Genomic DNA, 18,726 nt, shown 5'->3' with positions numbered 1-18,726 from the left:
AGCGTCGACGCGTGCTCGACATCGCCTGGGGCGGTTCCAGCCAATCGAAGCGGGGTGGTCCAACCAATCGAAGCGGGGCATGAAAATGGGGCGGGCGGATACACCGCTCACCCCATGACTCAAGCTTGACGAATGTCGCTGGAAAGCCCGCTTGCCTTAGAAGTTACCGCGCTTGAGGAAATCGGGCAGCTCGAACTGGTCGTTACCGAAGTTCGGGAGCTCGGTGCCGCCGATGTTGCGCGTGGCGGCGGGAGCGGCCGTGGGCTCGGAGCCGCGGTCGGAACGCGGAGCCTTGGAAGCGGCGAACAGCTCGTCCTGACGGTTCACGTTGGAATCGGAGAAGCCGGTGGCGATGACAGTGATGCGCACCTGGTCACCGAGGGACTCGTCCACGACGGTACCGAAGATGATGTTGGCGTCGGGATCGACCGCGTTGGCCACGAGATCGGCGGCGTCGTTGATCTCCTGGATGCCGAGGTCCTTGGAGCCGGCGATGGAGAGCAGGACGCGCGTGGCGCCGTCCACGGAGCTCTCGAGCAGCGGGCTGGAAATGGCCTGCTGAGCAGCATCGACGGCACGGGTGTCGCCGGAAGCGACGCCGATGCCCATCATGGCGGTGCCGGCCTGCTTCATGATCGTCTTGACGTCGGCGAAGTCGAGGTTGATGACGCCGGGGACGGTGATCAGGTCGGTGATACCCTGGGTGCCCTGAGACAGAACGCCATCGGCCGTGGTGAAGGCCTCGAGCATGGTGGTCTTCTTCTCGGCGATGTCGAGCAGACGGTCATTCGGGATGACGATCATGGTGTCGACAGACTCGGCGAGCGTCTTGATGCCCTCCTCGGCGGAGTTCTTACGCTTGCGGCCCTCAAAGGTGAACGGCTTGGTAACAACGGCAACGGTCAGCGCGCCCACGTCGTTCATCGCGATGTCGGCAACGATGGGAGCGGCGCCCGTACCGGTGCCACCACCCTCGCCGCAGGTGATGAACACCATGTCGGCGCCAGCGAGCGCCTCGGCGATATCGTCACGGCTCTCCTCGGCGGCCTTGCGACCGACCTCGGGGTTGGCACCAGCGCCGAGACCGCGAGTGATGTCGGTGCCGATGTGGACCTTGATGTCCGCATCGGAAATGGCGAGGGCCTGGGCGTCCGTGTTGATGGCGACGAACTCGACGCCGCGGATACCCTCCTCGATCATGCGGTTCACGGCGTTCGTGCCGCCGCCGCCCACGCCGACGACCTTGATGACAGCAAGGTAGTTGTTGATCTCGTTCTCGTGCATGTGCGGTCCTCCGAACACTACTATTGGCAAGCCTGTCTACAGGCGATCGTCACGACGTTAACCCTCAAGTAGAGATTAAAAGTCGAGATAAACCGTGTTATGTTTGCACAAAACACGGATGTAAGTCAAACCGCGCTGGTCAGAATGTGGAACGTTTGCCATTTCCGCAGGTATAGCTACGAGACCGTTCACCGAGCGCAAGCGGTAGCTGCGCGAATGCGGACTGCGCGTCCTACAGCGGTGTGCTGCGGAACGTGTAGGCGCCGGGCTCACGCACATTGATGTACGTGACCCCCTGATGCTCGGCGAGGAGCTTGGTCACCACGCGCTCCTTCTCCACGATGTTTTGCGGCTTGCCCAGCGAGACCTCCACGCCGGATACGAGATTGGCCGAGATGGCCTCGACCGATGCGACGGAGATGTCCTTGATCTGCGCGACGAACTCGTCGGAGAAGCCATTGGCGTAATCGAGACCGGCGAGGACGACCTTGGCGTTGACCGGCTCTCCCCCCTTGGGCGAAATGTCGCTCGGGACGTCAGTGAGCAGCAGGCTGCCGGAGTCCTGCGCGATGCGCAGCGCGGCCTCGAACGCGGGCAGTTGCGCTGCGCCCTCTGGCACCGAGCCGTCGTCGTTCAACGCGACCTCGTTACCCTCGGCATCCACGGCAACAACCAGGCTCAACGGCGCGATCCAGGTGCCGTCTTCGCCGATCGCCCATGCCACCTCGTCGGCGGTTATGAAGGCGATGGCGCGCATCTTGCGCTCGACGGGGGTCACGACGAGGGTGTGCGGCCATTCACGCTTAACATCGACTCCCTTGACCCAGGGAATCGCCTTGAGCGAGTCGTATATCGCCTTCTCGTCGACATTGAACATCGTGGTGCCCTCCGGGACCTCGATGAGGGCGCGCGCTGTCTCGACCTCAACATGGTCGGAACCCTTGACCTGGATGTCCGTTGCGGCGAACAACGGTGAATTGGCCAGGATGAAGCCGGCGAGGAAGAGCGCGAACACGACGCCGATGACGATGAGGGCCTTGCCGGGATTGATCTTGGGCCGCGGGATGCGGCCGGCAAGGCCACCCGCAGCGGACGCCGCGGAAGCCATGACGGACGACACGGCCTTTTTTGGACCCGCAACGGCACCCGCTTTGGGGCTCACAGTCTTGGGAAGCTTGGAAGCGGGGATCTTGACAGCAGGGACAGCTTGCTTGAGGGAGGTTTTGGCGATGGGCTTGGCCGCGGCCTTGCCAGCGCCCTTGATGCCGCCGACGGTCTTCTCTCCGACGGACTTCAGCGATTTTGGCGCGGCCTTGGCCATCACGCGCGGCTTGGCGGCAGGGCGAGATACAGCCTTTGCGGGCGCGGTCCGCGGACGCGGGGTCTTTGGCGATACAGACGAGGCGGGACGGGCCGAGGCCTGGCCCTTGCCCGCCGCGGATGCGCGACGATACGTGGGCTTCGGCGTCTTAGAAGCCGAGGAACTTGACTTCCGGCTGAAGCTCGACCCCATACGTCTCCCTTACCTTCGCATGCACATGGCGGATGACCGCCTCAACGTCTGCCGCCGTGGCGGCGCCCTTGTTCACGATAAAGTTAGCGTGAACCGACGAGACCTCCGCCCCGCCCTGGCAAAAACCCTTTAATCCGCATTCCTCGATCATGGCGCCGACCGCGCGATCGGGCGGGTTCTTGAAGACCGACCCACATGAGGGAACCCCCAGCGGCTGCGTACGGCGACGGCGCGTGAGGGCGCGCTCCATCCGGGCGCGGATATCGTCCTTGGTCGCCTGCTCGAGCTCGAGCGTAGCCTCGAGCACGATCTCGTCGTGGGGAAGACCGCAGAGGCGGTACCCCCACGCGATCTGCTCGCCGGAATAATGACGGATGCCCTCGCCTGGCTTGTACGTGACCACGTCACGGACGAGCGAACCGATCCACTCGGTGCGCGAACCGGCGTTCATGGAGATGGCGCCTCCGACCGTGCCCGGGATGCCCACGGCGAACTCGAGGCCCGTCAACTCGCGCGAGAGCGCCTCGTTCACCAGGCGAGCCAGAATCGCACCGGCGCCGACGGTGATGGTGCAACCGTCCTCCCCGACCACGAAGCGGGAGAACTCACTGCCAAGTGTAATCACAGCACCGCGATACCCGGCATCCGCGACAAGCAGGTTCGAGCCCTTGCCGATGATGACCCACGGGACGCGCTCGCGGGCCAACACCTCGATCGTGCGGCGCAGCGAATGGTAGCTGTGGCAAGTCACAAAGAGGTCGGCCTTACCGCCGATGCGATAGCTGGTGTGGCGTGCGAGCTTCTCGTTCTCGATGACATCCGTGTCGATCATGCCCGAGAGGGCCATCATCGCGTTGAACGCACCCATGGGCTACTCTGCCTCGTTCGCGACGTGCTCGAGATACTCGGGACCGACGGTGGTGATGTCACCGGCGCCCATCGTGATGAGCAGATCGCCGGCCTGGGCGACGTCGTCGATGCGAGCCATGAGCGCCGCATGATCGGACACGTAGTAGACGGACTTGCCGGGATGGGCGGCGCGAATCTTATCGGCCAGCATCTTGCTGGTGACACCGGGGATGGGCATTTCGCCCGCGGGGAAGACATCAACGAGAATGACCGTGTCGGCATCGGCGAAGGCGTCCACGAAGTCGTCGCACAGCGCCTGGAGACGCGAGTAGCGATGCGGCTGGAAAACCACATCGACGTGCTGGAAGTCGAGGGACTTGGCCGCGGCGAGCGTGGCGCGGACCTCGGTCGGGTGATGACCGTAATCGTCGACGAGGGTGACACCGCGCACCTCGCCCACCTGGGTGAAACGACGACGGGCGCCCTCGAACGTGGAGAGGGCCTCGGCGGCGCGCTCGGTGTTGAGGCCGAGCACGTAAGCGGCGGTGAGGGCCGCAGTAGCGTTCAGCATGTTATGGCGACCGGGGTTGTTCTTAATGGAGACCTCACGCTTGGAACCGTCAGGAAGGGTGACGGTGAAGTCGGAGCCGAAGGCATGGCGCGTGGCGGCCGGGTTGAGGCACACGTCCATGCCGTCGCCCTCGCCGTAGGTGAACACAGTGCGCCCACAGGAGCGGGCCAGCTCGACGAGGCGCGGGTCCTCACCGCAGACGATGACCGTGCCATCCTCACCCACGAGGCCCATGAACGTGCAGAAGGTCTCCTCGATCTGCTCCAAGGAGTCGTAGTGGTCCATATGGTCGGCCTCGATGTTGGTCACGATGACCACGTGCGGGTCGAGGTAGAGGAAGGAGCTGTCGGACTCATCGGCCTCGACGACGAAGTACTCGCCGTCGCCGTTCTTGCCGTTGGTGCCGTAACCCTCCACGACACCGCCGATCAAAAAGCTCGGGTCGAGCTCCATGCGGTCGAGCATGGTGGCGACCATGGAGGACGTGGTCGTCTTACCGTGGGTGCCGGCGCAGGCGACGGTCGTGCGGCCGTAGCCGAGCGCGGAGAGCATCTTGGCGCGGTGCCACACGGGAATGCCGAGCTCGCGGGCGCGCACGAGCTCGGGGTTGGTCTCGGGGATCGCGGTCGAGACGACCACGACGTCGGGCTGGAACTCATCGATGGTCGAAGCGGCGTGACCGACATGGATCGGAACGCCCGCGCGGGTGAGCTGGCGGATGTAGCGGGAGGTCTTAAGGTCGGAACCGGTAACCCTGCAGCCGCGCTCATGCAAAACGAGCGCGATGCCGCTCATGCCGGCTCCGCCGACGCCAATGAAGTGGGCGCTCTTGAAGGTCGGGGCGGTGGTCGCCTCAGGGACAGCGATGGACGGCATGGCAGCTCCTCGTCGTTTCGTACATATAAACTCATTAAGTATACGCCATCGCCGGCGCACCCGCAGACGGATGCGTACGGTCACAATCCCTTCGCGGACGAATCCAGATGAAGTGAAGCTCGATTGTCGCGCCTACGCGATCCCCTCGAGGAGGTCGGCAAGCATGGCGGCCGCCTTATCCTGCGCCAACCCACGCGCGGCCTCGCGCATGGAGGCGCGGCGCGGTGCATCCCCCAGCAATCCGAGCAGCTCGTCGCGGAAGGCATCTCCATCGATATCACCGTCGGAGAACTTGACCGCTGCTCCGGCATCGGTCAGCAAACGGGCGTTGGTGGTCTGATGATCGGCCGTCGCAAGCGGATACGGAACCAGGATGGACGGGACCGCGAGCGCGGCGATCTCGGCCACCGACGACGCGCCGGCGCGTGAGACCACGAGGTCCGCGGCGGCGAGGGTATCGCCCATATCGTCGATGTAGGGCACCACGCGCCATCGAGAGGCCTCTGCGTCGGTGAGGTCGAGGGCCTGAAGCGTCTCGTCGTAGCCGTTCTTCCCGGTGGAGTGGACCACGTGCAGCCCCTCGATGGCGAGCAGCTCGCGTTTAAGGGAGGCCAGGCGCTCGTTGACATGGCGCGCGCCGAGGGAGCCGCCGAATACCAGCAGGACCGTGGCGTCTTGCGGGATACCGAGCGCGACGCGGCCGCGAGATCGATCGCCCTCGAGCACGCTTGAACGGACGGGATTGCCGGTAAAGACCACTTCGGAGGAACGTCCGGCGCAGGAGCGCATGACGTCCTCGGCGGCGGGCTGCCCCAGCGCTATGAGACGCGCGGACTTGGCCGTGCGCTTGTTCGCGAGACCCGGTACGGAGTTCTGCTCGTGCAAGGCGATCGGAATCCCCAGCTTCGCGGCGGCGCGCATAAGGGGAAGCTCGAGGTAGGCACCAAATCCGATGGCGACATCGGGCATGGGAAGCTCGCCCGAACCGAACGCCTCGATCAAGCGGTGCTCTTCATGTGACAAATGCATGAGCGCGGTCACGAGCGTCCAGGGGCGGCGGCGATCGAAACCGGTGACGTGGACGGGATGGAACGGGAAGCCCTCCTTGGGCACGAGCGTGCCTTCCAAGCGGCGGCTCTCTCCGAAGAAATGGACCTCATGCCCCCGATCGCGGAGCTCGTCGGCAAGGGCCAACGCCGGATTGACGTGGCCCGCGGTACCGCCCGCGGCAATGGCGACGGTGAGTTGACGCTTATCGGTCATAACGACCCCTTTCCCGATCGTTCATCCCCCTGGGCGGACGCCCGTCACCCGAGCGGCGCGGGGCATTTCCGCCCGTGACGCCGCGATAATCGACTCGCGGGCGTTCCTGACGGGGGCGAAGGCGCTCCCCGGCATCCGACCCAAGGTCGATACGGCCGTAACCGCCCGCGGTGCCGCGCGACTCTCGGCGGGTCGGCGCCGCTTCACCGCGGCCCTGCCGGCCGCCGTCGTAGACGCTCAGCGCCGATCGGCTCGAAACGGCGCGGTCCGCACGAGGAGCCGACCCGTCGCGGCGGGTCGAACGAACGCGGGCCTCGCCGGCGGTACTGCGGCCGATATGGCCCGACACATCGTCACCGGAGCCCACGGAACGGCGCGTAGATGCTCGGGCGGAACGCTCCCCCATCACGGCCATGCCGGAACGGCGGCGATCGGCCGCGGTCTCGACGTTGCTCTCGACCGAGACGCGGAATATCAGCGCAGCGAGCACGAGCGAGGCGATAATCGACGAGCCGCCGTAGCTCACGAACGGCAGCGGCTTGCCGGTCATGGGCATGACGCCCAGGATGCCAAAGACGTTGATGAGGAACTGCACGGCAAGGATGATCGTGCAGCCGCTCGCCAACAGCTGCGCGTGAAGCGTCGGCGCCTCGCGACAGATGTAGAACGCAGCGATGATCATGGCGACAAACACCAACACGAAGATGGCGGTCCCCACAAAACCGAGCTCCTCGCCGATGATGGCGAGGATGTAGTCGTTGTGGGCCTCGGGCAGGTAGTGGTACTTCATCGTCGAGTTGCCGATGCCACGGCCGAACAGGCCGCCTGAGGCGAAGGCCATGATGGCAAGCGTCGCCTGGTAGCCGGTGTCGTACGGGTCACTCCACGGATCCAAGAAGGCGAGGAAGCGCTTGGCGCGATACGGCGAGGTGACGATGGCAGCGGCGCCGAACACGAACGCGGCGATGGTGACGAATGCGACCACGCGCCAGGGAAGCCCGCACAAGATAGCGATGGCGAACACCGTCAGCGCGATGATGATCGTGGTGCCCAGATCGGGCTCCTTGAAGATCAAGAACAGCGGAATCGGGAGCATGATGAGCATCTGGATGAGGAACGCACGGGTGTCGATGGTGCCGTCCTCGAAGTAATCGGCAAAGATCTTGGCCGTCAAGACGATGATCACCGGCTTGGCGACCTCGGCGGGCTGCAGGTTGAAGAATCCGAGGTCGATCCAGCGCGAAGCACCCCACTCCTCGGCGCCCTGGCCGAGGAAAAGCACCGCGATGAGCAGCACGAGCACTCCGAACCACACTCCCCAGACGAGCTTGGATCGAAAGAGCGGCCACGGCAGCAACCTACTGCCGATCACGGCGAACAGCACGAAGCCGATGAACATGAAGATCGCCTGGCGATACAGGAAGAACCACGAGCTGCCGTTCTCCTGCAGGGACTCGACGGAAGATGCTGAGTAGATCATGAGCAAGCCGAACATGCAAATGGCGATGAGGCAGGACAGGAAGACCAAGCGGGGACGCATGATGCGGGCGGGAACGCCCGCGATGTACTTCTCGCCCCAATCGGAATGGCTCGTCGCCGTAGCGCGGCGGCGGACCTTGGGGCGAGCTGCCGAACGCGCGCCGGCGGACGGGGCCTCGGACTCGGCTGTGCTTTCCTTTGTTTTAGAGAACCACACGATTCCTAGGCCTCCGCCTCGGACAGGGCGGCCAAATCGGCCACATACGAACGAAATGCCTCGCCGCGCTCCTCAAAGCCGGAGAACTCGTCAAACGACGCGCAGGCGGGCGAAAGCAGAACCGTGTCGCCGCGCTGCGCGAGCGAACGCGCCACATCGACGGCATCGCGCAGGTCCTCAGCCTCGGCGATATCGATGTCCGTCGCGCCAGGAGCATCCATGAGGGCCGTGCGCAGGCGCTCGCGCGCCTCGCCAAAGCAGACCACGCAGGCGACGCGGGAGGCGACCTTCGCCATGAACTCCTCAAGCGGCGTCCCCTTATCGGAGCCGCCCAGCAGCAGAACGATGCGCGCGCCGTCAAAGGCGGCAAGAGCGGTGAGGACCGCGTCGGTGTTCGTGGCCTTGGAATCGTTCACATATCGCACGCCGTCGACCGTGTCGACGGGCTCAAGTCGATGCGGAAGGGGCTTGAACTCCCTAAGACCGGAGCAAACGCCCGTAACGGAGGCGCCGCACGCAAGCGCCGCAGCGGACGCCGCCAACGCGTTGAGGACGTTATGGGCGCCCACGATGCGCAGTTCGTCAACGCGCACAAGCGCATGCTCATCGCCCGCCATGCGAACCGTGAGCACGTCGTCGCGCACGAACGCGGCGTCAGCGGCGCCGTCGTCGGCAAACCCGAGATGCAAGACACGACGCCCGGGACCGCAGATACGGTCGAGATACGGTGAGAGGCCCTCGTCCTCGACGTTGACGATGGCGATATCGCCGTCATCCATGTTTTTGAACATGCGAATTTTCGCCAGGGCGTAGTTCTCGTGCGAACGGTGCCAGGCGAGATGATCGGGCGAAAGATTCAAAAGCACGGCGACGCGCGGATGGAATGCCTCGGTCGTGGCGAGCTGATAGCTGGAGAGCTCGGCGACGAACCACTCCCCCTCCTCGCGCCGATCAACCTCGTGGATGGGCGCGTTGCCGATGTTGCCGACCGCGACGCTGTCGAGCCCCGAGGCGCGCAGCAGCTCGTCGGTCAGACTCGTGACCGTCGTCTTGCCGTTGGTGCCGGTGATTGCGCACCAACGCTCGGGCGACAGCAGCCATGCGAACTCGGGCTCGCCCATGATCTGGGAGCTGGCGGCACGCGCGCTGCGGAAAAACTCGCCGAACTCGGATATCCCCGGGCTCGCGACGCAGATATCGAATGTTCCGGCGACCTCCTCGGTGCCGTAGACGAAAGCGACGCCGGCCGCCTCGAGAGCGGTCGTGCGCTCGGTGGGGGCCGAAGAAGCCCCACCATACACAGTCACGGACGTCACACGCTCACCAAGATGAGACGCAGCCCACGAGGCGAGCTCGAGACCCGTGCCGCCCTGTCCGAGAACGAGCAGCGTGAATTGTTGCGGCAGGGGCATAGGTATTCCTAACCAAGCTGGAAGAAGAGCGCGAGGCCGAGGGCGCCGCACGCAGCGGACACGATCCAGAAGCGGATGACGACCTTTGTCTCTGCCCAGCCCTTCTTCTCGAAGTGATGATGGATGGGGGCCATGAGGAAGACGCGCTTGCCCGTGGCCTTGAAGCTGATGACCTGGATCATCACGGAGAGGGTCTCGGCGATGAACAGGGCGCCCACAACGAGTGAGACGACCTCGGTATTCGTGAGCACGGCGACGGCGGCCAGGGCACCGCCCAGGGCAAGGGAGCCGGTGTCGCCCATGAAAATCTGGGCGGGGTAGGCGTTGTACCACAAGAAGCCGATGCAACCGCCGGCACAGGCCGCGCAGAAGATGGCGAGATTGACGTCACCGCGAAGGAATCCGATGGCGGCCATGACGAGCATGGCCATCATAACCGTACCGCCGGCGAGTCCGTCGAGGCCGTCCGTGAGGTTGACCGCGTTGGACATACCCGCGAGCAGCAAGAACACAAAGATGAGATAGAGCCACGGAATCTTGATGACCGTATCGCCGAAGGTGAACGTCGACGTGAGCACGCCCAAGTCGATGGCGAAGCCGCCCGGGAAGCGAATCGCCGCGCCGACGCCGCAGAAGTTGACCGCGATGACGAAGAACACGAGCACGATGGCGGTAAGGCCGATCATCTTGCCCGTGGGCGTCAGGCCGAGCGAACGCTTCTGCACGACCTTGGTCACATCGTCGAACAGGCCCAGGGCGCCGGTGGCGAGCGTCGCGCCGACGGCCAGAAAAAGCTCGGTCGTGGGCTTGGCCATGATCAGGCAGGTCAGGCACACGGCCAAGAGGATGATGACACCGCCCATGGTGGGGGTGCCGGCCTTCACGAGATGCGACTGCGGGCCGTCGGCGCGGATCTGCTGACCGATGCCGTCGATCTTGAGCAGGCGAATCCACAGGGGCATGACGAGCCCCGCGATGAGCGCGGAGACGAGAATGGCAAGGAACACCTGATAGGTGGGATAGGCAGGGTTACCGAGCATCGGCACACACCTCTTCCACGAAACGATCGAGCCCGACGAAACGCGAGCCCTTCACCAATACGAGGTCGCGCTCGCCCATGACGCCCGCATAACGCCTGATCAGCGCATCGCAGGAGGGAACGACCTGGACATCACCTTCATCGAGCCCCATGAGACGCGCCGCGTCCGCCATCACCCGGGCGTTTTCGCCGCCCACGCAGATCAGCATCGACGGACGCTTGGCCGCGGCATAGGCGCCGACGAGCGCGTGGAGGCGTTCGGCGTCATCGCCCAGCTCCCCCATCTCGCCGAGAACGGCGATGCGCGAACCCGTGCAGGGCAGCGTTGAGAACAGGTTGAGGCCGGCGGCCATGGACTCGGGGCTGGCGTTGTACGAGTCGTCGATCACGCGAGCACCGCACGCCGCATGGCGCACCTGGGTGCGGCGACCGGTCATCTGGAGCTCGCCAAAAGCCTCGTCGATCTCAAAGCCGGGCACACCGAGGCGATGGGCAACCGCAGCGGCGAACAGCGCGTTGGGAACGGACTGCGCACCGGGAACGGAAAGGCGCGTCTTGAAACTCGAGCCGTCCTCGAACGTGAGGTCGAAAACGGGGCATCCGTCCTCGTCGAGCTCGATATGCGTCGCGCAGACGTCGTCATCGGTCGAGGTGCCGGCAAGCACCACGTCAAGGCCGGCGGGACGGGCGAAGTTCTCGATGATGAACGGCGTGAAATCGTCCTCGCCGTGCAGGACGAGGGCGGAATGGTTGCCCTCGAAATTCTCGGCGCTGGCGGGCATGCCGGACACGATCTCGGCCTTGGCCCGCGCGATGCCCTCGCGGCTGCCGAGCATGCCGATATGGGAAGTGCCGACCTTGGTGATGATGCCAAAGGTGGGCTGAGCGCACCGAGACAGGCGCTCGATCTCGCCAAAATCGCTCATGCCCATCTCGAGTACGAGCATCTGCGTGTCAGCGGGAGCGGACAGGATGGTAAGGGGCAGCCCGATCAGACTGTTGAAATTGCCGGCCGTGGCATGCACGCGATAGCGCTTGGCGAGGCATGCTGCCAGCACGTCCTTGGTCGTGGTCTTGCCGATCGAACCCGTGATGCCGATGACCGTACAGCGCAGGCGCGCGCGATAGCCCTGTGCCAGGCGCAGGAGAAACTCGGTCGGATCCTCGGCGACGAGGATGGAAGAACCATGTTCGAGCGCAAGGTCGACAAGCTCACGCGTGGGCTCGCACGTCATGACGACAGCGCCCGCGCCGGCCTCGATGGCCGCGGGGGCGAACGCGTTGCCGTCGACGCGCTCACCGGGGAACGCGACGAACACGGCGTCGGGGGTAACCGCGCGCGAATCGATCTCGACACCGCGGCAAACCCGATCCGGATCGCCCGCCACGAAACGGGCACCCGTGGTGCTTTGAAGGTACTTGACTGCAATCTCCACCATGGGTGGCAACCTTTCTGAAGCGCTTACCGTGCAACCTGGTATGGTACCGCGCCGTCCGCACCAGGTGGTGCAGGGCGTGTGAACCTATCGGGTCGGCTTGATTCCAAGGGCGGGCAGGGCCTCCTCCATGACCTTGCGGAACACCGGCGTGGCCGCATAGGACATGGCCGCCGTGCCGTCGAGAGTCACGTAGCACAGGACGCGCGGATCCTTGGTCGAGACAAATCCCATGAACGAAGCCATGTTGTTGCCCTCTTCGTATCCACCGTCCTTGCCGGCGCGCTCGGCGGTACCGGTCTTGCCCGAAACCTCATAACCGGGCATCTGGGCGTCCATGCCCGTGCCCTCGTCCACAACGGTCAGCATCATGTCTGCGACGCTGGCGGCCGTCTCCTCGGACAGGACGCGATGCTCGCCGTCGGTCCAGTCGACCTCCTCGCCCGCACGGGTCTTGAGGAAATGCGGGGTGGTCATAACTCCCTTGTTGGCGATCGCGCTCATCGCGCGGACCATCTGAACGGGCTCGACGGCCAGCGACTGGCCAAACGACATGGAACCCAGCGACGCGCCGTCGTATTCCGAGCGCTTCTTGATGATACCGAGCGATTCACCCGGGAAATCGATGCCCGTGGACTTGCCAAATTGAAACCCGTCGATGACATACTCCGAAAACGCATCGGCGCCGAGCTTCTCGCCCACCAGGACCATACCGGTGTTGGAGGAGCGGCGCAGGATCTCGCGCAGGCTCATCGTCATAGCCGCGCCGCGCTTATCGACATCTCGAACGATATCGCTGCCGACAAGGACCTCAGCGGGAACATCGAACGTCGTGTCGGGCGTCAGCCCCTTGTGCTCGATAGCCGCGGCGGAGACAAAGGTCTTGAAGACCGAACCGGGCTCGTAGACGTCGGTCACGACACGCAGGTTCATCGAAGCGTTGGAAGCGGACGCCAGATCCGTGGGGTCGTAGGTCGGATAGGAGCACGCGGCGATGATCTCGCCGGTCGTGGGGTCCGTCACGATGATCGACCCGTACGTGGCTCCCACGCGCTCGACCGCCTCTGCGATGGCGTCCTCGGCGACTCGCTGCACGTTGGCGTCGATACCGAGCACGATGTCCATGCCGTCTTGGGCCGGGACTTTCTCGTACGCACCACCGGCGATAAACGAGCCGTCGCGGGCGCGCTCGCGCATGAGCGAGCCGTTCACGCCCGTCAACACTTCGTTGTACTGCTTCTCGAGCCCCGTGATGCCCTCGTTGTCGACGTTCACGACGCCGAGCACCTGGGAGGCGAGACTGCCGTTGGGATACACGCGCTTGATCGCCGGCTCGAATTCGATGCCCGCGATGCCCTTCTTGGCAAGGAGCTCCGCATCCTCCTCATCGACCTGCCGCTTGACGTACACGAAGGTGCCCTCGCGATCGACGAGGTCCTCGACCACGTCCTCATCCATGCCCAGCACGTCGACGAGGGCGTCGATCGCACGGCGGCGCTGCTTCTTCTTGATGAGCGACGGGTTCAAATAGACATTCTTGCATTCGATGCTCGACACCAACACCGTACCGTTGCGGTCGTAGATCGTGCCGCGCTTCGCGTAGAGGGTCTGACTCGACACGCGACGAGCATTTGCCTGTTCGCGATACCAATCGGTGTTGAAGATCTGTATCTCGGAAAGGCGCGCGAGAACGATCGCCGAGGCGGCGAGGAAGCCGCCGGCCAGCAAGCCATGACGGGAGACGAGCTCTGTTGAGAGCCAGCCGGAAGGTGCGTCGGCACCGCGGCGCTCGGAGGCGCGACCCGAGGCGGCGCGGCGCGTCCGGCCGCCCTGCGGGGACCTACGCGCATCACGCGATGAACCGCCCCTGGCAGGGCGGCCCGTGCGGCCGGAGCCGCGTCCGTTGTATCTATCTTGGGGCATGGGTGCTCTCGCCTACTACTGTGCCGCCGCGTCTACGTACTCGGTGAAATCGAGCGTCACGCCACCCTCGGCCGCAACCATGCCGTACCCCTCCGCAAGATCGCGAATGCGCGTGGATGAGCCGTACACGGAGCGCATGACCTCGAGATCGGAGCTCTCCTCCTGCGCGGTGGTGAGGTTGTTCGAAAGGGTCGCGGCGCTGTTGAGCGAGGCGGCGGTGAAACCCGCCACGGTGACGCGGAACAGGCCGAGGACGACGAAGACCGTCATGAGCACGGCGAACACCTTCACACAGTGGGTGAACTGAGGGCTGACATCCTGGCTCGCCTGGCGGCCGGCGCCATGGACGACGTCGAGGCTCGGACGGGAGGGCGCGACGGGCGCCGAGTACGCCTCGGACCGCACATCATAGGCATATGCTGCGTTTGAGGTGGAATAACCCATGATATGCGGCCCTCCTTAAGGCGAAGATAACAAATGACATGCGCCGGGGCCGTGAAGCGCGGTCGAGCTACAAACGCTCGGCGCAGCGGATCTTGGCCGATCTGGCGCGGGGGTTGCGCTCGACCTCTTCGGCCGTGGCAACCAGGGGTTTGCGGGTGGTGACCTTGACTATCGGCACGTTTCCGCACACGCACACCGGAATGTCCGGCGGGCAGGTGCAACCCTTCGAAAGCTCCTGGAACAGGCGCTTCACGATGCGGTCCTCCAGCGAATGGTAGGAGATGACGCAAACGCGGCCACCGGGGTTCAGCCAGCGGATCGCGGCCTCGAGGCCGCGCTCGAGGACATCGAGCTCATGGTTGACCTCGATGCGGATCGCCTGGAAGCTGCGCTTTGCCGGATGGCCTCCGTGCCTGCGGGCAGCCGCCGGGATACCGGCCTTGATGGCATCGACGAAATCTCCCGTGGAGACGAGCGGGCTCTCCTGCCTGCGGCGCACGACCTCGCGGGCGATCTGGCGGGCGAACTTCTCCTCTCCATAGATGCGAAGAATCCGGGCGAGGTCGGCTTCGGTATAGGTGTTCAAGACCTCAGCTGCGTTTAGGGTGTTGGTTCCCGGATCCATACGCATGTCGAGCGGGGCGTCCTCGTTGTACGAGAAACCCCTACCAGGGATATCGAGTTGCGGGCTCGAGACGCCCAGGTCGAAGAGGAATCCATCGACGCCCGGCACCTGCGCCGAGCACAGGAGCTCATCCAAATCCCCAAAGTTGCCCTTCAGGAGCTTGTGCGGCGTATCGGGGGCCTCAGCGTCAAGTCGCTTCCCCGCTGCCGCGAGCGCCATGTCATCCTGATCGACACCGAGCAGCAGCCCTTCCGAGCCCACGCGCTCGGCCATCCTGACGGAGTGACCGGCGCCGCCGAGCGTGCAATCGCACACGACCGAGCCGGGCTTGAGCTGAAGCTGCTCGAGCACTTCTTGGAGCATGACGGGTTCATGCCGATATTCAGGTGTCAACGTACCTGCTGCCTTGTTCGCGTCCATGTGGGGGCGTCTCCTTTAGTCGAAGAAGTCCGCGAGGATGTCCTCGGTCTCGGCCTGACGTGCCGCGTAGGTCTCGCGATCCCAGATCACCAGACGGTCATCGCTGCCGACGACCGTGACCTCGCGATCGAGGTGCGCCTTCTTACGGGCGGCTTCGGGAAGGCTGATGCGGGCGGCGGAGTCTATTTCAAGTGTGATTGCCGCACCGTACAGAGCCTCCTTGACCATGCGATGAGAGCGGTTGGTGGGGTCGAACCCGCCCTTCGCCTCAAACACGGAGTCAAGCCAAACCTTGAACGTGTCCTCAGTGAACACGTACAGGGCGTCGACTTCCTTTTCAGGGGCAGGAAGGACGCGCACATGCTCCTCAAGCTGCTTTTTGAAGGCGGGCGGCAGTGACAAACGTCCCTTCGCATCGAGATTTCGATCGTAGGTACCGTTGAAATACACTGGCGCGCACCCCCTTAGGCTTACTCGTGGGCATATGCGGGAGCCACCCCGCCGTCGACGTTTTCAATTCTATGGGGCCTACTCCCCTTTCGCAACACTTTTTCCCACTTTCTCCCCCACACTCCCCCACTATCCCCCACAGACCCCAAACGAGACAGCGAACAGGTGTTGCCCTCAACACAAGATATTGTGTTTTGACTGCAATGCGGCACCACTACTCGATGCCGTTTTCCCAGGTTAAACCTTCTAGTTGAGGTTGAAGCGATTTTTAAATTGTGCCCGACTTGTGGTCGCAGCCTCCCACCGAGCCCTCACCGGCGAAGGCGCGAAACGCCTCCCGATCCTAGGCGCGTGGATGCGCCGCCAGATAGACCTCGCGCAGCTGCGTGCGGTCGATATGGGTGTAAATCTGCGTCGTGGCGATATCCGCGTGCCCCAAGATCTCCTGCAGGGCACGCAGGTCCGCACCGCCTGCGAGCATATGCGTTGCGAAGGAGTGTCGAAGGGTGTGCGGGTGCAGTCCATCGATCCCGACCATACGTCCGTAGCGCTCGCAAATCGCATGGACGCTTTGACGCGAAAGGCGCGTGCCCCGCATATTCAAGAACACCGCGGCCGACGCCGAAGCCGATCGCGTGTGGGAGAACAGCTCCGAGCGCGCCTCGGCGAGATAGGTACCGAGAACCCGCCGTGCCGTACCCACAAGCGGGACCAAGCGTTCCTTGGAGCCCTTGCCCATCACGCGCACGAATCCCTCATCCAGGTAGACCTCGTTCACGTCCAGGCCGCACAGCTCGCTGGCGCGCAGGCCGCATCCATACAGCACCTCGAGCACCGCACGGTCCCTCATGCCGGCGGCCGTTGCGGGAAAATCCTGGTCGAGCAAGCGCTCGGCAGCCTCAATTGAAATCACATCGGGCAGATGGTCGCCCATTTTGGGAACGCGCAACGTGGCCGTGGGATTGACCGAAGAGAGACCCTCGCGAACCATGAACCGGTGAAACCCCTTGACGGCGGAAAGCGCTCGGTTCACCGATGCATCCGCGGCATGGTCGGCGCGCTTGGCGGCCACGAAATCCTCCACATCGCGGCGAATCACATCATCCGGGCGGCGCGTTCCGCGCTCTCCAAGAAAGGCAAGGTAGGCTCTGAGGTCGCGCTCGTACGCCGCGATGGTGTTGGCGGCCAAATTGCGCTCGACCGTCAGGTGATTCAAGTATTCGCCTCGACAGCGCTCAAGCTCGGTCACGCCTGTCCGCCTCCTTTCGACTCGACCATTGTAAGACGCCCGCCGGTCCTCGACACCCTGCTCGGGGTCGCGGACCGGCGGGCGGTCAAGACGCATGTATGCGGACGGGCCTATCGATGGTAATACCCGCTGCGCTCGAACTTGGGCTCGCAGCACACGTTGATGCCGAGCTTCTTGAAAAGCGCCTCATCGGAGCTGGAGATGATCACCGAGAAGAAGGCATCACAACCGCGCAGCTTGGGCAGGCCGGCGAGCACGCGCTCGGCGATCTCGCTGGATGCGGAGGTGATGGACAGGGCGATCAGCGTCTCCTCGGGGTGCAGGCGCGGGTTGGCGCTGCCGAGCTGGCTGGTCTTGAGGCGGCTGATGGGCTCGATGGCATCGTTGGAGATGACCTCGAGCTCCATGTCGACGCCAGTCACAGCCTTGAGCGCGTTCATCATGAGTGAGCTCGCCGCGCCCAGACGCGTGGAGGTCTTGCCCGTGACCACGGAACCGTCGGGCAGGACCATGGCGCCGGCGGGCGCGCCGGTGGTCTGCTCCTTGAGCAACGCGGCGGAACGCGCTGGGGACTGGTCGTTGGTCACGCCCACCTTCTGCATGATGGCCTTGAGCTTGTCCACCTGCTCCTGACCGCTGCCGGTGCGCTTGACATCGGATGCGGCCGTGAAGTAACGACGCACGATCTCCATGCGCGCGGCCTCGCGGCAAGCCTCATCGTCGCAAATGGCGTAACCGACCATGTTGACACCCATGTCGGTGGGGCTCTGATACGGGCTCTCGCCCAGAATCTTCTCCATCAGGGCCTTAACCACGGGGAACGCCTCGACATCGCGGTTGTAGTTGACCGTGGTCTGCCCGTGCGCCTCGAGGTGGAACGGATCGATGATGTTCGCGTCGTCCAAATCGACCGTGGCGGCCTCGTAGGCGATGTTGACGGGATGGTTGAGCGGGAGGTTCCACACGGGGAAAGTCTCGAACTTGGCATACCCGGCGGCAACGCCGCGCTTGTGCTCGTGATAGAGCTGGGACAGGCAGGTGGCGAGCTTGCCGGAACCGGGGCCGGGGGCGGTCACCACGACGAGCGGGCGCGTGGTCTCCACGAACTCGTTCTTGCCGTAACCCTCCTCGCTCACGATAAGGTCGATATCGTGCGGGTACCCCTCGATCGGGTAGTGCAGCTTGCACGTGATGCCCAACATGTTGAGACGACGGCGGAACTGGTCGGCCGCAGGTTGGCCCGAGTACTGGGTCAGCACGACGGCGCCCACAAGGAAACCGCTGGACCGGAAGATGTCGGCCAGGCGCAGGACATCCTCGTCGTAGGTGATGCCGAGGTCGCCGCGGGCCTTGTTCTTCTCGATATGATTCGCGTTGATGGCAATGATGATCTCGACGTCATCCGCAAGGCTCTTGAGCATGCGAAACTTGCTGTCGGGCTCGAAGCCGGGCAGCACGCGGCTTGCGTGGAAATCGTCGAACAGCTTGCCGCCGAACTCGAGGTAGAGCTTGCCGCCGAACTGGGCGATGCGCTCCTTGATGTGCTCGGCCTGGCTGGCGATGTACATATCGTTATCGAAACCCTGGCGCATGTGGCGGCTCCCTTTTTGTCATGGCGGTACCGAAACAGTCTAGCCGAGATTCGCGCGCATGCGGGGGCGGTCAGGGTTTCTTCA

15 protein-coding genes are annotated in these 18,726 nt (G+C 64.2%); all 15 read right to left on the bottom strand.

Annotated features, from left to right (window positions below):
- Positions 1–156: 156 nt before the first annotated feature.
- The 15 genes from ftsZ to COLINT_RS00765 all read right to left on the bottom strand — a co-directional run bounded on the left by ftsZ (position 157) and on the right by COLINT_RS00765 (position 18,642).
- Positions 157–1,284 carry a cell division protein FtsZ gene (gene ftsZ / locus COLINT_RS00835; protein ID WP_006722398.1) on the bottom strand — a complete coding sequence of 376 codons (1,128 nt, stop codon included), beginning with the start codon at positions 1,282–1,284 and terminating at the stop codon, positions 157–159.
- Positions 1,285–1,516: 232 nt separating this feature from the next.
- The gene (locus COLINT_RS00830) at positions 1,517–2,605 is read right to left on the bottom strand and encodes a cell division protein FtsQ/DivIB (RefSeq protein ID WP_006722397.1); all 1,089 of its coding nucleotides are present in this window, start codon (positions 2,603–2,605) and stop codon (positions 1,517–1,519) included.
- A gap of 148 nt (positions 2,606–2,753) precedes the next feature.
- On the bottom strand, positions 2,754–3,665 hold the full coding sequence (gene murB, locus COLINT_RS00825; RefSeq protein ID WP_006722396.1) for a UDP-N-acetylmuramate dehydrogenase: 912 nt from the start codon (positions 3,663–3,665) through the stop codon (positions 2,754–2,756).
- Positions 3,666–3,668: 3 nt separating this feature from the next.
- Complete coding sequence (gene murC / locus COLINT_RS00820) at positions 3,669–5,093, bottom strand: UDP-N-acetylmuramate--L-alanine ligase (RefSeq protein WP_006722395.1); 1,425 nt, start codon at positions 5,091–5,093, stop codon at positions 3,669–3,671.
- A 132-nt stretch (positions 5,094–5,225) separates the two neighbouring features.
- Positions 5,226–6,356 (bottom strand): UDP-N-acetylglucosamine--N-acetylmuramyl-(pentapeptide) pyrophosphoryl-undecaprenol N-acetylglucosamine transferase, encoded by a 1,131-nt coding sequence (locus tag COLINT_RS00815; protein WP_006722394.1) that lies wholly within the window; start codon positions 6,354–6,356, stop codon positions 5,226–5,228.
- Complete coding sequence (gene ftsW, locus COLINT_RS00810) at positions 6,346–8,052, bottom strand: putative lipid II flippase FtsW (RefSeq protein WP_006722393.1); 1,707 nt, start codon at positions 8,050–8,052, stop codon at positions 6,346–6,348. Before ftsW ends, COLINT_RS00815 begins: the two co-directional genes overlap by 11 nt.
- Before the next feature lie 5 nt (positions 8,053–8,057).
- Positions 8,058–9,464 carry a UDP-N-acetylmuramoyl-L-alanine--D-glutamate ligase gene (gene murD / locus COLINT_RS00805; RefSeq protein ID WP_006722392.1) on the bottom strand — a complete coding sequence of 469 codons (1,407 nt, stop codon included), beginning with the start codon at positions 9,462–9,464 and terminating at the stop codon, positions 8,058–8,060.
- Positions 9,465–9,472: 8 nt separating this feature from the next.
- Complete coding sequence (mraY, locus tag COLINT_RS00800) at positions 9,473–10,504, bottom strand: phospho-N-acetylmuramoyl-pentapeptide-transferase (protein ID WP_006722391.1); 1,032 nt, start codon at positions 10,502–10,504, stop codon at positions 9,473–9,475.
- Positions 10,494–11,942 (bottom strand): UDP-N-acetylmuramoyl-tripeptide--D-alanyl-D-alanine ligase, encoded by a 1,449-nt coding sequence (locus tag COLINT_RS00795; protein WP_006722390.1) that lies wholly within the window; start codon positions 11,940–11,942, stop codon positions 10,494–10,496. Before COLINT_RS00795 ends, mraY begins: the two co-directional genes overlap by 11 nt.
- A gap of 84 nt (positions 11,943–12,026) precedes the next feature.
- Positions 12,027–13,862 (bottom strand): peptidoglycan D,D-transpeptidase FtsI family protein, encoded by a 1,836-nt coding sequence (locus tag COLINT_RS00790; protein ID WP_156780283.1) that lies wholly within the window; start codon positions 13,860–13,862, stop codon positions 12,027–12,029.
- Between the two features lie 15 nt (positions 13,863–13,877).
- Positions 13,878–14,306, bottom strand: a complete 429-nt coding sequence (locus COLINT_RS00785) for a hypothetical protein (RefSeq protein WP_006722388.1) — start codon at positions 14,304–14,306, stop codon at positions 13,878–13,880.
- Positions 14,307–14,373: 67 nt separating this feature from the next.
- A complete protein-coding gene (rsmH, locus tag COLINT_RS00780) occupies positions 14,374–15,351 on the bottom strand; it encodes a 16S rRNA (cytosine(1402)-N(4))-methyltransferase RsmH (RefSeq protein ID WP_006722387.1) in 978 nt (325 codons plus the stop codon).
- 15 nt (positions 15,352–15,366) lie between these two features.
- Positions 15,367–15,801 carry a division/cell wall cluster transcriptional repressor MraZ gene (locus COLINT_RS00775; RefSeq protein ID WP_006722386.1) on the bottom strand — a complete coding sequence of 145 codons (435 nt, stop codon included), beginning with the start codon at positions 15,799–15,801 and terminating at the stop codon, positions 15,367–15,369.
- Positions 15,802–16,144: 343 nt separating this feature from the next.
- Positions 16,145–17,050 (bottom strand): site-specific tyrosine recombinase XerD, encoded by a 906-nt coding sequence (gene xerD, locus COLINT_RS00770; RefSeq protein ID WP_039910207.1) that lies wholly within the window; start codon positions 17,048–17,050, stop codon positions 16,145–16,147.
- Between the two features lie 110 nt (positions 17,051–17,160).
- Positions 17,161–18,642 (bottom strand): DUF1846 domain-containing protein, encoded by a 1,482-nt coding sequence (locus COLINT_RS00765; RefSeq protein WP_006722384.1) that lies wholly within the window; start codon positions 18,640–18,642, stop codon positions 17,161–17,163.
- Between the last annotated feature and the right edge of the window lie 84 nt (positions 18,643–18,726).

The sequence above is a fragment of the Collinsella intestinalis DSM 13280 genome (assembly GCF_000156175.1).
GTDB lineage: Bacteria > Actinomycetota > Coriobacteriia > Coriobacteriales > Coriobacteriaceae > Collinsella > Collinsella intestinalis.
The sequence above is the reverse complement of the archived record's forward strand: the minus strand, read 5'-3'. Positions and strand labels throughout refer to the sequence as shown.

What these genes read in the sequence shown, in the direction of transcription:
- mraY (WP_006722391.1), bottom strand. Translation starts at nt 10,504, where the DNA reads ATGCTCGGTAACCCTGCCTATCCCACCTATCAGGTGTTCCTTGCCATT.
- murD (WP_006722392.1), bottom strand. Translation starts at nt 9,464, where the DNA reads ATGCCCCTGCCGCAACAATTCACGCTGCTCGTTCTCGGACAGGGCGGC.
- COLINT_RS00785 (WP_006722388.1), bottom strand. Translation starts at nt 14,306, where the DNA reads ATGGGTTATTCCACCTCAAACGCAGCATATGCCTATGATGTGCGGTCC.
- COLINT_RS00830 (WP_006722397.1), bottom strand. Translation starts at nt 2,605, where the DNA reads ATGGCCAAGGCCGCGCCAAAATCGCTGAAGTCCGTCGGAGAGAAGACC.
- COLINT_RS00765 (WP_006722384.1), bottom strand. Translation starts at nt 18,642, where the DNA reads ATGCGCCAGGGTTTCGATAACGATATGTACATCGCCAGCCAGGCCGAG.
- COLINT_RS00790 (WP_156780283.1), bottom strand. Translation starts at nt 13,862, where the DNA reads ATGCCCCAAGATAGATACAACGGACGCGGCTCCGGCCGCACGGGCCGC.
- murC (WP_006722395.1), bottom strand. Translation starts at nt 5,093, where the DNA reads ATGCCGTCCATCGCTGTCCCTGAGGCGACCACCGCCCCGACCTTCAAG.
- COLINT_RS00795 (WP_006722390.1), bottom strand. Translation starts at nt 11,942, where the DNA reads ATGGTGGAGATTGCAGTCAAGTACCTTCAAAGCACCACGGGTGCCCGT.
- murB (WP_006722396.1), bottom strand. Translation starts at nt 3,665, where the DNA reads ATGGGTGCGTTCAACGCGATGATGGCCCTCTCGGGCATGATCGACACG.
- rsmH (WP_006722387.1), bottom strand. Translation starts at nt 15,351, where the DNA reads ATGGACGCGAACAAGGCAGCAGGTACGTTGACACCTGAATATCGGCAT.
- ftsZ (WP_006722398.1), bottom strand. Translation starts at nt 1,284, where the DNA reads ATGCACGAGAACGAGATCAACAACTACCTTGCTGTCATCAAGGTCGTC.
- COLINT_RS00815 (WP_006722394.1), bottom strand. Translation starts at nt 6,356, where the DNA reads ATGACCGATAAGCGTCAACTCACCGTCGCCATTGCCGCGGGCGGTACC.